Source organism: Pseudoalteromonas sp. C8, assembly GCF_011378685.1.
In the GTDB taxonomy this organism is placed as follows: Bacteria; Pseudomonadota; Gammaproteobacteria; order Enterobacterales; family Alteromonadaceae; genus Pseudoalteromonas; species Pseudoalteromonas arctica.
On the sequence record NZ_WTKT01000002.1, the window covers coordinates 152,959 to 165,065 of the forward strand.

At 38.7% G+C, this 12,107-nt stretch carries 10 protein-coding genes; all 10 read left to right on the top strand.

The features are described 5' to 3' along the window. The first annotated feature begins 1 nt into the window (after nt 1). The 10 genes from ileS (at nt 2) to GQR39_RS02660 (ending at nt 12,104) form a co-directional block, all read left to right on the top strand. Complete coding sequence (ileS, locus tag GQR39_RS02615; protein WP_165734746.1) at nt 2-2,830, top strand: isoleucine--tRNA ligase; 2,829 nt, start codon at nt 2-4, stop codon at nt 2,828-2,830. Between the two features lie 12 nt (nt 2,831-2,842). Further along, the gene (gene lspA, locus GQR39_RS02620) at nt 2,843-3,343 is read left to right on the top strand and encodes a signal peptidase II (RefSeq protein ID WP_165734747.1); all 501 of its coding nucleotides are present in this window, start codon (nt 2,843-2,845) and stop codon (nt 3,341-3,343) included. Further along, complete coding sequence (fkpB, locus tag GQR39_RS02625; RefSeq protein ID WP_002958231.1) at nt 3,340-3,780, top strand: FKBP-type peptidyl-prolyl cis-trans isomerase; 441 nt, start codon at nt 3,340-3,342, stop codon at nt 3,778-3,780. Before lspA ends, fkpB begins: the two co-directional genes overlap by 4 nt. Then, a complete protein-coding gene (gene ispH, locus GQR39_RS02630; RefSeq protein WP_007581370.1) occupies nt 3,780-4,709 on the top strand; it encodes a 4-hydroxy-3-methylbut-2-enyl diphosphate reductase in 930 nt (309 codons plus the stop codon). Before fkpB ends, ispH begins: the two co-directional genes overlap by 1 nt. Nucleotides 4,710-4,748: 39 nt before the next feature. Further along, nucleotides 4,749-5,783 carry a histidine kinase gene (locus tag GQR39_RS02635; RefSeq protein WP_165734748.1) on the top strand — a complete coding sequence of 345 codons (1,035 nt, stop codon included), beginning with the start codon at nt 4,749-4,751 and terminating at the stop codon, nt 5,781-5,783. Beyond that, the gene (locus tag GQR39_RS02640; protein ID WP_121954436.1) at nt 5,780-6,481 is read left to right on the top strand and encodes a LytTR family DNA-binding domain-containing protein; all 702 of its coding nucleotides are present in this window, start codon (nt 5,780-5,782) and stop codon (nt 6,479-6,481) included. The genes GQR39_RS02635 and GQR39_RS02640 overlap by 4 nt, the downstream gene beginning before the upstream one ends. A 183-nt stretch (nt 6,482-6,664) precedes the next feature. Next, complete coding sequence (pilV, locus tag GQR39_RS02645; protein WP_165734749.1) at nt 6,665-7,225, top strand: type IV pilus modification protein PilV; 561 nt, start codon at nt 6,665-6,667, stop codon at nt 7,223-7,225. A gap of 1 nt (nt 7,226) precedes the next feature. Then, the gene (locus GQR39_RS02650; RefSeq protein ID WP_165734750.1) at nt 7,227-8,282 is read left to right on the top strand and encodes a PilW family protein; all 1,056 of its coding nucleotides are present in this window, start codon (nt 7,227-7,229) and stop codon (nt 8,280-8,282) included. Next, on the top strand, nt 8,270-8,800 hold the full coding sequence (locus GQR39_RS02655) for a pilus assembly protein PilX (RefSeq protein WP_165734751.1): 531 nt from the start codon (nt 8,270-8,272) through the stop codon (nt 8,798-8,800). Before GQR39_RS02650 ends, GQR39_RS02655 begins: the two co-directional genes overlap by 13 nt. Nucleotide 8,801: 1 nt before the next feature. Further along, nucleotides 8,802-12,104 carry a PilC/PilY family type IV pilus protein gene (locus GQR39_RS02660; RefSeq protein ID WP_165734752.1) on the top strand — a complete coding sequence of 1,101 codons (3,303 nt, stop codon included), beginning with the start codon at nt 8,802-8,804 and terminating at the stop codon, nt 12,102-12,104. Nucleotides 12,105-12,107 lie beyond the last annotated feature (3 nt).

The window sequence follows — 12,107 nt, forward strand, 5'->3', positions numbered from 1 at the left end:
AATGAGCGACTATAAACATACTTTGAACTTACCGGAAACACCGTTTCCAATGCGTGGCAATTTGGCACAACGTGAACCAAAAATGCTTAAAGCATGGTATGAAGACGACCTGTACGGTCAAATTCGCAGCGCTAAGAAAGGTAAAAAGACCTTTATTTTGCATGACGGCCCTCCGTATGCAAATGGCGATATCCATTTAGGCCACTCAGTTAATAAAATATTAAAAGACATTATTGTTAAGTCTAAAACATTATCTGACTTTGATTCACCATTAGTACCAGGTTGGGATTGTCATGGTTTACCAATCGAGTTAATGGTTGAGAAAAAAGTAGGCAAGCCGGGCGTAAAAGTAACCGCGAGCGAGTTTCGTGAAAAATGCCGTGCATACGCTAAAAAACAAGTTGAAGGTCAAAAAGTTGATTTTAAACGTTTAGGCGTATTTGCAGATTGGGATAAGCCTTACTTAACAATGAACTTTGACTTTGAAGCGAATGCCATTCGTGTACTTGGTCGTATTATTGAAAAAGGTCATTTGCATAAAGGTGCTAAGCCTGTGCATTGGTGTACAGATTGTGGTTCTGCATTAGCAGAAGCTGAAGTTGAATACCAAGACAAGCAATCACCAGCGATTGATGTACGTTTTACATTTGTTGATCAAGATGCTGTTGTAAGTGCATTTGATTTGGCTGATGGTCACAAGGGTGAAGGCAGTGTTGGTACTGTTATTTGGACAACAACACCGTGGACGCTTCCAGCAAACCGCGCAGTCGCTGTGCATGCCGATTTAGAATATGCATTGGTGCAGGTTGAAGATGAAGGCGTACAACAACGTCTAATTTTAGGCTCTGAGCTTGTTAAAGATGCAATGGACCGCTTTGGTTTTAATCACTTTCACGTATTAGGTTATGTAAAAGGTGCTGCACTTGAAAACTTACAAGTAGCCCATCCTTTTTATGATTTTGATGTACCCGTGATTGTTGCAGAACACGTAACGACTGACTCAGGTACCGGTGTTGTACATACAGCACCAGGACATGGTCAAGAAGATTTCGTGGCTGGTTTAAATTACAACCTTGAAGTAGCTAACCCTGTTGGCGCTAATGGTGTTTATTTACCAGATACTGAACTTTTTGCAGGTCAGCATGTATTTAAAGCAAATGCGAGCGTAATTGAAGTATTAAAAGAGCACGGTGCATTAATGCATCATCATGCTATAACTCATAGTTACCCACATTGTTGGCGCCATAAAACACCCATTATTTTCCGTGCTACACCACAATGGTTTGTAAGTATGGATCAGGCTAACTTGCGTCAAGATTCTTTAAAAGAAATTAAAAACACGCAGTGGTTGCCAGAGTGGGGCGAAAGCCGTATTTCAAACATGGTTGAAAGCCGCCCAGATTGGTGTATATCTCGCCAACGTACTTGGGGTGTGCCAATTGCATTGTTTGCTGATAAAGATACCGGTGCACTTCATCCAAATACTCAAGAGCTAATTGAGCAAGCGGCACAGCTAGTTGAAAAGTCAGGTATTCAGGCATGGTATGATTTAGAACCAGCTACATTACTTGGTGAAGAAGATGCCAAGCAATACATGAAAGTGCAAGATACGCTAGATGTATGGTTTGACTCAGGTGTTTCACACGCATGTGTTGTAGACGCACGTGAAGACTTGGTTGGTCCAGCTGATTTATACCTTGAAGGTTCTGATCAACACCGTGGTTGGTTTATGTCATCAATGATGACATCAGTGGCTATTAATGGTCATGCACCATACCGCCAAGTATTGACCCATGGTTTTACCGTTGATGAAAACGGCCGCAAAATGTCTAAGTCGCTAGGCAATGTTATTTCACCACAAAATGTGATGAATAAACTAGGCGCCGACATTCTTCGTTTATGGGTTGCTTCTACCGATTACACGGCAGAAATGACTGTGTCGGATGAAATATTTAAACGCTCTGCCGATCGCTACCGCCGTATTCGTAACACGAGCCGTTATTTACTAGCTAACCTAAATGGTTTTGATCCAAAAACTGATCAAGTTGCTGTTGATGATATGGTTGAGCTTGATAAGTGGATTGTTGGTCGTGCTGCTCAGTTGCAAGACGAAATATTAGCCGCATACGATAGCTACCAAATGCTATTAGTAACGCAAAAGCTAATGAACTTCTGTACGGGTGAGCTTGGTTCGTTCTATTTAGACGTTATTAAAGATCGTCAGTACACAGCTAAGAGTGACAGCCATGCACGTCGTTCTTGTCAAACAGCGCTTTATCATATTGCAGAAGCAATGACGCGTTGGATGGCACCTATTATGAGCTTTACCGCACAAGAAATTTGGGAAGCTTTACCGGGTGAACGTAGTGACTACGTATTTACATCTGTTTGGTATGATGGCTTACAAGCGCCAACAAATAGCCAATTTAGTAACGATGACTGGTTAGAAATTCTAACAGTACGCGACGAAGTAAACCGCTTATTAGAAGCTGCACGTAAAGAAGAAGTTATTGGTGCAACGCTTCAAGCAACGGTTAATTTATTTACTGGTAAAGAGCTTGCCGCTAAATTAAATGCGCTTGGTGATGAACTGCGTTTTGTATTATTAACATCGGCCGTAAATGTTTCTGAAGTTGATAGTCAGCCAGCTGATACACAAGCTACCGAAATTGAAGGTTTATTCATTAGTGTTGCTGCAACAGATGCTGCTAAATGTGAGCGTTGTTGGCATTACAGTGAAGATGTAGGTGTTAACCCTGCTCATCCTGAAATTTGTGGTCGTTGTGTAAGTAATGTTGACGGCGAAGGCGAAAAGCGTCAATTCGCTTAGGAGTTATTCTTAGTGAGCAAACTAGCCCAAAAAAGTGGTTTAGTGTGGCTTTGGTTGAGTCTATTACTATTAGTAATAGACTTTGCCAGTAAAACACTTGTTGTAGGTACTATGGATTATCAAGAGTCGATAAACTTACTCCCTGTTTTTAGTATTACTTATGTGCATAACTATGGTGCTGCTTATAGCTTCTTAAGTGAAGCGGGTGGTTGGCAGCGTTGGTTTTTAAGTGCGATTGCCATTGCTATTAGTGCTTTGCTTGTGTGGTGGCTAAAACGCTTACCTGCAACAAACAAAGTACTATGCGGTGCTTATGCACTGGTACTTGCAGGCGCTATTGGTAATTTATACGATCGTATTGCGTATGGTTATGTAATCGACTTTATTCACGTATTTTATAAAGACTCACATTTTCCTGTATTTAATATTGCTGATTGCGCTATTTGTATTGGCGCAGCATTATTGTTATTTGATGCCTTTACCGGCGAGAGTCCGAAGGAGCATAAAGCATGAGCCAAGCTGTAATTGGTGAAAACTCGCAAGTTATTTTCCATTTTTCTATTAAATTAGAAGATGGCTCTGCCGCCGATTCTACCAAGGTGCACAACAAACCTGCTAAATTAACAATGGGCGATGGCAGTTTAACGGCAAACTTCGAAAAGTGTTTATTAGGTTTAACTGCAGGCGAAAGTAAAACGTTTGAATTAGAACCTGAAGATGCGTTTGGTCAGCCAAATCCAGATAATATTTACTACGTTGACCGTAGTAAATTTGGCCCAGAAACACCAGCTAAGGTAGGTGCAATTATTGCGTTTACTCAACCAGACGGTACTGAGCTTCCTGGATTAGTTCGCGAAGTGCAAGGTGAGTCGGTAACGATTGATTTTAATCACCCTTTATCTGGCCAACGTTTAACGTTTGAAGTTGATATTATTGAGGTGGAAGGTTAATGGAAATATTACTAGCTAATCCACGCGGCTTTTGCGCTGGTGTTGACCGTGCTATTAGTATTGTTGAGCGCGCCCTAGATATTTTTGAAAAGCCAATTTATGTGCGCCACGAAGTAGTACATAACCGCTATGTGGTTGATGGATTAAAAAGTCGTGGTGCGGTATTTGTTGAAGAGCTTGATCAAGTACCTGACGACAGCATTGTTATTTTTAGTGCACATGGTGTTTCGCAAGCTGTTCGCAGCGAAGCTAAACGTCGTGATTTAAAAGTATTTGATGCAACGTGTCCGCTTGTAACTAAAGTACATATGGAAGTTACACGTGCGAGTCGTAAAGGTATTGAGTGTATTTTAATTGGACACCATGGCCACCCTGAAGTAGAGGGAACAATGGGACAATATGATAACTCAGCCGGTGGCATTTATCTTGTTGAAACCGTTGATGATGTTGTTGCGCTTAATGTAAAAAATGCTGAAAATCTTTTTTATTGCAGCCAAACAACACTCTCAGTTGATGACACAGCAGATGTTATTGATGCACTACGCAATAAGTTTCCATCAATTGACGGACCTCGTAAAGATGACATTTGTTATGCAACGCAAAATCGTCAAGACGCTGTTCGTGACTTAGCTGATAAAGTTGATGTGCTATTAGTTGTTGGCGCTAAAAATAGCTCTAACTCTAATCGCTTACGTGAACTTGCAGATAAAATGGGCACAGTTGCTTATTTAATTGATGACGCAACTGATGTACAAGAGCAGTGGGTTTCAGGCTCTAAATCAGTTGGCGTAACTGCGGGAGCATCTGCGCCAGAAGTACTTGTACAACAAGTAATAAGCCGATTAAAAGAGCTTGGTGGCACACAGGTTGTTGAGAACCCAGGTGAAGTAGAAAATATAGTATTTGCTGTTCCTGTAGAGCTACGTTAATTTAAATATATTAAACATTTAGATTAAAGGAAAGTCGTTATGAGCAAGTCACTTCAAAATGATGGTTTGCTTTTTTCGGCTCTTTTTAATGAGCGAGGCGTATTAGCCACGCTTATTGTTTCTCAAGTTATTGCTATTGTTTTAGCTTTTGCACCTAATGTAGAAGGAGATATTTGGCTACGACTTGGGATCATTAGTTTGTTTATGCATTTAATTGTTTTAGTCGGTACCTCTTCTTTATACTTCTGTAGATTTTTCTTACAAAAACGTACTCAAACTTTTCAATTAAGTCTATTTTTTGCCTTTTTTTTATTATCTACCTGTATTTTTAGTATTTTATTTTCTCATTTTGCTTTTGATATAGATGATACAAATAACCTAATTTATTTCACACTTCGCAATTGTATTATAGTGGCTTTACTGGCTGCTTTATTCGTCCAGTTTCTATTAATTCATTTTGAAAAAGAGCAACAAACTAAAGCACTCTCTCGTGCAGAACTTGATGCCTTACAAGCTAGAATACGTCCTCATTTTTTATATAACAGTTTAAACACTGCTGCAGAGCTTACCCATCATGATGCCGATGCGGCAGAACAGGCTATTTTAGCATTAGCCGCCTTATCGCAGGCTGCAATGCACTCGGGGAAGAATGTATCTCTTGAAGATGAAATAACGTTGAGTAAGCAATATATCGCACTTGAAACGTGGCGTTTTGGTAATCGCTTAAGAGTTGATTGGCAAATACCTAATGAACTACCCGCATTGAGCATTCCTTGCTTAACCCTGCAGCCATTAATTGAAAATGCGGTATGCCACGGCGTTGAAACAAGTGAGCATGGTGCAGAAATAAAAGTAGAGCTACATATCACTACCGGCTATATAACCATGATTGTTTCTAACCCTATAACAATTTCTAATGCTCAAACTAGGCCTAATAACGGAATGGCGCTTGAAAATATTCGCCAGCGATTAAATATTTATTATAAAAATAAAGCACAGCTAACAATTACTAATAAAAATTATGTGTTTAGGGTCAAGGTCGTTATCCCTAAGCTAATTGAGGGCAGTGTATGAATGTACTCATTGTTGATGATGAACCTCTGGCGAGATCTCGCTTAATCCGTTTGTTAGCACATGATAAAAGTATAGTTGTGCAAGGTGAGGCAAGTAATGGTAATGAAGCCTTAGCACTTGCTAAAAAGCAAACGCCAGATTTGATTTTTTTAGATGTTGATATGCCCGGTATGAATGGTTTACAAGTTGCTAATGAACTTAATAGTTTAACCCTACCTCCTGCTGTTGTTTTTATAACTGCCCATCCTGAGCATGCCTTCGATGCTTTACAGTTAAGTGCTGCAGGTTATTTAGTTAAACCTATTACAGAGCAATCACTGCAGAAGGTACTTAAGCAAGTAGGCCGTTTAAATAAAGTACATATTCAAAAACAACAAAATGTAAAAGTATCTTATCAGTTAGCGGGTACTCTACGTAGTGTTGATATAAATGATGTTTTGTATTTTAGTGCCGAAGAAAAATATACCAAAATGATATTCTCAGGTGGAGAGGCTTTACTTGAACAAAGCTTAAAGCAATTAGAGCTGCAATATCCCGCATATGTTTTACGAATTCACCGCAATGCTTTAGTGAATAAACAAAAAGTAATAGCCTTGCATTCAAAAGGGAATGGCAATCATATGATTGAGCTACAAGGGTGCAGTGAGTTATTGCCAGTGAGCCGCCGCGAGCTTAAATTAGTTAAAAATACGCTTTAGACTTATTTCGCAATTAAGTTGCCTCTGACTTAAATGCATTTACGCTTAATTACTACTTTTTTGTTGAATGAGCCGATTTAATTAACCGTTTATCAACAAATATAACCGCTTGTCTTAGCCCTCATTGATTCCTCAAATAAATAGCATAAACTTATAATCAGATAATTTTTATTTGGTTCTACTATGCAGTCATCTCAAACAAAAGTGCAAAGAGGCTTCACTCTAATTGAAGTGTTAATTGCGTTTATTATTCTTAGTTTTGGCCTTTTAGGCGCAGTTGCCCTGCAAGCAAAAGCAAAGCAAGCAAGCTTTGATTCTATGCAACGTGCTGCTGCAGTTGCTCTGGGAAATGACATTATTCAACGTATTCGTGCTAATGACACACCTCAGTTAGTAGCACATTATAAGAAAGACTTTACGAGTAAAACTCCCATAAGCTCATCAACAACATGCTTTGGTGGCTCATGCAGTGCTGAGCAAATTGCTTTACTTGATCTTGAACAGTGGAAACGTGCAATACAGGCCAGAAATAATACTGGCTCGTTAGATGATGCAAGTGTGTGTATAAACCCGGTTGCCGTGGCTGGTTCTGGTGGTAAGGCTTTTAATATCGAAGTTATCGTGTCTTGGCAAGGTCGACAAGAATTTACAGCAAATGCAGCTACGGGAGCTGTAGATTGCGGCACCGCTGATAAAAAACGCCGGGTCGTTGTTTTAACCAGTTATATATATGTGAGGAGCTAACATGAAGCAAAATGGGTTTACTCTTGTAGAAGTTATGATTTCACTATTTATTGGTGGTTTAATTCTTGGTGGCGTTATGTTTACTTTTATTAGTATGAAAGTAACCACAAAAGACACGATGGCCATCGGTGAACTCCAAGAGTCAGGGCGTTTAGCTATAAATATTATGCAGCGTGATATTGAGCAAGTTGGTTTTTGGGGAACTTATTACGATGATTCGTTCACAGCTGTAAATACTACTGTCAGCTCTTTAGTCCCCACTGAGGATGGTGAATCTATAGATTGCTTTGAGGGGGTTAATAACGGCAGCTTTCCAGATTTAACCAGTAGTAGTAATTTTCGTACTATTTATGCGAAAACGACTATCAGTAAAGATAACCTGAATTGCATAAACGATGGCATCATTCCTCCGAATAATAAAGAGACTGATATTCTTCAGCTCAAGTTTTTACAAGGTAACTTACAATACGTGCCTACCTATAATAATGACACAATTACTTATGAAAACAAAACAACGGAAAATGATAATCGTACAGCCTATTTCTTTGTTGCTGAACAAGAGCAAGCAAAATTTGTGACTGGGGCATACTTACCAACAAACGATAATGTAACTATATGGCCATACACTCATCATGTTTATTATATTAAAGAAGAAAAATATTTAGTAAATAATAAAGAAATAAAAGTCCCCGCATTAAGAAGAAAACGATTAGTAAATGGAAAAATGACCTCTGAAACGATAATGGAAGGTGTCGAAAATATGCGTTTTTTGTTTGGATTAGACACGAATAACGATAGTCGAGTTGATACTTATAAAAGCGCCAGTACAATTACTGCTGCTGAATGGGAAAACCGTAAAGGTATGCTAACGGTGCAAGTTTTTCTATTAATCCGTGCACTTCAACCAGATCCAGGGATTAAACTTAAAAACCAAAAATATATTTTAGGTGAGGGATCTGTAAAGCGAGAGTTAAATTTTAATGATAACTATAGAAGAACTGTTTTTACAACAACTATTCGTTTAAGTAATGTTGGGGGTAATCTATGGAGAATCTAAAGTTGTTACCAAGTAAGCAACAAGGTGTGGTGCTTTTAACCGCATTAATCATGGTGATAGCTGTTACCGGCATTGCCGTTACCCTCATGAGTAGTAGTACAATTGATATTAAAATTACTAATGCAGCACAAGAGCGAGAAGTTGCAGAAAATCAATTGATTGGCGAAGTGCAAAGAGTGATAGCGTCAGAAGCTAAAGAAGGTGCTGATAGTGACTTTTTTCTTACTCCAGATGAGACCGCTACAGATTCGGGTAAGCTTGATAGTGATGGTAATAAAATAATGATACCAGAGAAAGACATTACAGAGCCTGGACACGAAATGAAGAGCATAATGACGAATTTAAATCGCGGTTCGCTAGAGCTTAATTGCCCTCGTAGTTATAGTTTTACAGCGGGTGTTTCATGCAACATGGTTCAAGTATCCACTACGATAGAATATGGCTCTAAAAGCAAGCACCAGTTAACTATAGTAACAGGTATAGCTCAAGAGATGGCCAGTACGGGTAAGGGGATTTAAGATGAAATTTAAACTTTATGTAGCACTCGTTTTATTATTTACATCAGCAATTAATATGCAGGCATACGCAGAGGATATTGAGCTGTACGTAAATAAAGATACTAACTCAGATGAAAAACCGCGCGTACTATTAATTTTTGATACCTCCGGGAGTATGGCTTTTTCTACAAGTACAGGGGATGACTGTGGGCAAAAGTATTATAATGGGCCATATATCCTTTGTTCTGATAGCAGGCTTGAAGCTGCTCAAGAGGCTATGAGTAAAGTAGTCGATGATAATAAGGATTCAATCGATTTCGGATTAATGCGCTTTAATGGGACCGATGGTGGCTATGTATTAAATGGCATTGGTAGCCCTCCTGAATCAATAAAATCATCAATCAATAATCTCCCAGCCGATGGTGGAACACCGTTAACTGAAACACTATGGGAGGCTTATTTATATATAACAGGACAAAGTGTGTACTATGGCGAGCAAGTTAGTGAATCAGATAGGGATACTATTGTTGAAAATGAAAACTTTATTGGTACGCAGTGCATAGAATGGAAGCAAAACGGGCGTTGTAAGAAGTCGGAAAATGTATATAACTACACTTATATCTCCCCTTTTGCTGATAGCGTAGCTGAAGCTGAACGTTGTGATAATTCCATCAATATTATTTATATGACTGACGGCGATCCCTCACCTAAATATGTATATAGCCGTGATTGGTGGGAGCAGTATTATCTAAGCTTAAGTTCTTCTAGTGATAATGACAGTGACGAATCAATAAGTGCAGAGCATAATAAATTCTTTGGCCGGGAGCTAACGGAACAGGATTATATTGGTAGGGAGCTTGATGAAAATGACTTTCTCCATGATAACTACTTACACCAATTGGCTAAAATTATTCATGGAACAGACGACACTGTTGTCGATTTGTACCCATCTAGCCCCGAGATAAATGAAACGGGTCGTTTATATACCATTGGATTTGGTTCAGGAATGAGCGCCGAAGGGCAATATCTGTTAAAACGGGCTGCTGAATTAGGCGGGGGGAAAAACATACCTGCAACAACCCCTGAAAAATTGACAGAAGCCTTAAATCAAGCTGTTTCGGATATTAGGAGTGAAAATAGTACATTTACCTCCCCATCTGTTGCAAGTAATAATGTTGATCAAACACGAAACGGAGATGCTATTTATTTAGCTATGTTTTATCCCGATAAATCCACTCGTTGGCGTGGCAATTTAAAAAAGTTAAAAGTATCTGGTAATACTATTATAGATGCTAAAAATAATATTGCACTTGATGATGATGGGTTAATAAATACAGATGCGGCTACATTCTGGGATGAAGATAAGTCAGCAGATGGAAACTCAGTAAAAGACGGGGGTGTAAATGCTATGTTATCAGAATTGGCGGTGGGAGATATTAAGAAGCGTCAAATAATTACTGATATAGGAGATTTTACTTTTTGTGTCGATTGCGACGAAAGCGTAAGCAGCTATCTGGGGCTTAAATACATGGAAGAAAGCGATAATGTACCTTACTTTTCCGATAACGTCAGTAAAGTTAAAGTCAGAGAGGTTGAAGATCTTATAAATTGGGCTCGTGGTGAAGATGTCGATGACAAAAATTCGTCGTCATCAGTTCGCAATGATATTTTTGGTGACCCATTACATTCAAAACCCGTGGCTATTGATTATGGTGACAATGATATTCGTATTCTAATTGGCACTAATGCTGGTTTTTTGCATATGTTTAAAGATGATGATGCTAATAATAAAGTTAGTGAAAGTTGGGCGTTTATACCTTCTGCACTCTTTAACATTCTTAAACCACTTAGAGATGAGGAGTCAGGAAAAAAATATGGTATTGATGGGCCTATTGGCGTTTATTTCAATAATAAGAGCCTAAATGATAAAGATGTAAATGATGGTATTGTTGATGCGGGTAGAGGTCATGAAGTCTGGGCTGCTGTAGGTATGCGCAGAGGCGGTCGTAATTATTATGGTTTGGATATTACAAAGCCAGACTCTCCAAGTTTAATGTGGACTATTAAAGGCGGTGAAGGGGAATTTAAAAACCTTGGCCAAACGTGGTCTAAACCTCAAGTTGCTTATATAAAATCAAAAGAGAATACACCCCTTTTAATATTTGGGGCTGGTTATGATACCAATAAAGATTCGAATGATCCCGATAAAGCTAATATAAAAACTGAGGACGAAGTTGGCCGCGGCATTTATATCGTTAATGCAAAAACAGGTAAAAAAGTTTGGGCTTTAACACCTAGTGAAAACGCCTTTAAAGGAAAATATAGTATTGCTGGCGATGTAACGTTATTGGATTCTAATTATGATGGCTATACAGACCGGATATATGCGGCAGATACTGGTGGAGGTATCTGGCGTATAGATATATCAGATGAAGGAAAATTTAGTCATTTTCAGTTAGCAGATCTTGGTATTAATGCCGATAGACGCTTTTTTTACAAGCCCGTGGTGGCGAGAACTATGTTTAGTAAAGTAACTATTAAAGATGGTGTAGTCACTCGATTAGATACACCTTATGATGCTATTGTGATTGGTAGTGGAAATCGTTCAAATCCTAACGGAGCGGGCACAGCTGACGAATTATTTATGATTAGAGATGAAAATACAGTTATTAAATTATTCGAATCTGCGCCTAAAGCTATAACGCATAGTATGTTAATGGAGATGAATGATGATGAATTTGGCAGCGCTTTAAATAGTGTAACTGAGTTTGTAAAATTAGAAGATGAACTTGCGAATGATTTTGTTGGGTGGCGTTATAAACTCGCTGCTGGTGAAAAGTCGTTAGCTGCGGCAACCGTTGTTGGTGGTGTTGCTTATTTTACATCTTTTACTCCTACATTGGATTCATCAATTAAAAATCAATGTTCATTAAGTGGAGGAGGGGGTTCTCTTTACGCATTTCATTTGCACTACGGTACTAAAGTTTATGACGATCTGAAATTTGCTACAAGTACAGAGGTGCCAGATACGCCCCAACTTTATTTTGGTTCTTCATGTGCAGATAGTGATGATAACGGAAAATGCGATGATGATCCTGATGAGGAAGTAAAAAGTCAGTTTTATTTAATTGGCCCAGGCATTAAAGGTGAAAATGCAGAAAACCCTCTGCAACCACTTGAAATAACAGGGCCAGGATTAAAAGCTATTAACGGTAAAATACAACTTGTTAATGACAAAGCATTAGGGTTTGGTTTTAAAACTCAGCAAACTTATATATATAAGCGTGAAGAGAATGATGAAAATATACAGAATGAAGACGATTAAGGA